The organism is Sulfitobacter sp. HI0040, assembly GCF_001634885.1.
In the GTDB taxonomy this organism is placed as follows: Bacteria; Pseudomonadota; Alphaproteobacteria; order Rhodobacterales; family Rhodobacteraceae; genus Sulfitobacter.
The window spans coordinates 1-1,595 of sequence record NZ_LWEX01000184.1; the positions used below are offsets into that span (position 1 = coordinate 1).

Here is a 1,595-nt window from a genome sequence, read left to right on the forward strand (position 1 = left end):
CGCTTCGACCTGCGCGAGCCACCGGTTGCCCCGGACGCGCATGTCTTCCCACGCGGCTTTACCGCCCTGTTCGGGAAGACCCTGCAACAGGTTACCGAGCCGGTTCAGCCAGCGCGAGGGGACGGTTTCCGCTTCGTCCGACCGCAGGGACCGGCTGAGCACAACCTCGGGCGCGGCGATGGCCTGTTGATAGTCATGCGCGGAAAGCCCGATCCGCCGTTCCGGCAAAAGCAAACCCGCGTCGAGCCGCATCTGGCGGTTCAGCCACGGGTCCGGTGCCGGGGCTTCGGGCCAGACACCATCGTTCAGCCCGCCGAGAATGACCAGATCGGCCCCCTGTACGCGCGCTTCGAGCGTGCCCCAGATCATCACGTCACTGCGTGGCGCGTCCCTGTCCCGAACCTCTTCCTGCGACAGCAGGGCGCCCAGCAGATCGGCGTAATCGCCCGGCCCCATCATTCCGCCGTGGATCGCTTGTTCCTGCAGGTTCGTCATGCAGCCCAGCGCTTTCTGTCCGGCCTTCTTCTGCCACAGCTCGCCCGCCTCCGGCCCGTCCTGCCCTGCAGCGAGGCGGCTGGCCAGATCGAGGTGGAGCGCCACCCATTCGGTGAGCGGTCGTTCCCCCTGGGTCTTCCGTCCGGTCAGGGTGGCTGCCACCCAGTCCGCCCAGCGCGTGAAAGAAACAGGGTCCTCCAGACCTTCCGCCGCGGTTTCCGCCACGCCGTGCAGACCGGCGGCGTCGGGGTAGGGCAGGCCCGTGCGACGGATCGCCATTTCCAGCCGCTGGGTGTGCAACTGGTGATAGCCGCGATCCGCCCCGCTGTGGGTCAACGGGTGCTTGAGCAGCGTCAGCAGGCCCTCGGCATCCAATGGCTCTGCCAGCAGGGCTGCGACATGGCGCAGGAACCGCCCCGGGGGCGAAAGCTGCAGCGGCGTACCGGCGCTGTCATCCGGCAGGATGTCCCACCGATCCAGCGCCGAGGTGACCTGCCGTGTCAGCATCCTGTCAGGCGTGATGAGCGCTGCCGTCTTTCCTTCGTCCACCGCCTTGCGCAGTCGCAAAGCGATGGCGAGCGCCTCTTTGCGGGGGGTATCCGCCTCGATCAGGGTGAGATCCCGCGTCGCACCGGCGATATCTTTCAATTTCGGCCCCTCTGTCAGCCAGGCGTGGGTGACGGGGGCCGGGCGCAGCGACAGCGAAACCAGCGCATTGCGTGCGGTACTGGGCGGCTTGGTCCCGGCCCATCGGCGGACCGCCGCGCTGGGCAGTTGCAACTGCCGGATCAGGTGATGAAAGCGGTATTGCGGATGATCCTGTGACAAAAGCTGGTCATCCAGCGCGTTCCAGATCGCGGTCGGCATCTCGAAATCGAAACCGGGCAGCACCACCGCGCCCTGCGGCAAACGCGCGATCGCCTCCATCAGCAGTGCCGTGGTCCCGCGGGAGCCGGTCGATCCGGCGAGGATGACGGGATGGGCGGGGGGCGCTTCCCGCCAATGGGCAATGATCCGTTCGACAAGCTGGCGCTGCCTCGCTTCGCTGTCGGGCAGGGTGTCTTCGGCGCGAAGGTAGGCATCGGCGATCTGCAAAAAAC

The 1,595-nt window shown here is 67.3% G+C and carries 1 protein-coding gene; it reads right to left on the bottom strand.

Going from position 1 to position 1,595, the window contains the following annotated elements:
- Positions 1-1,595, bottom strand: a 1,595-nt coding sequence (gene addB / locus A3728_RS11635; protein ID WP_067923746.1) for a double-strand break repair protein AddB, incomplete at both ends; no start/stop codon positions are given.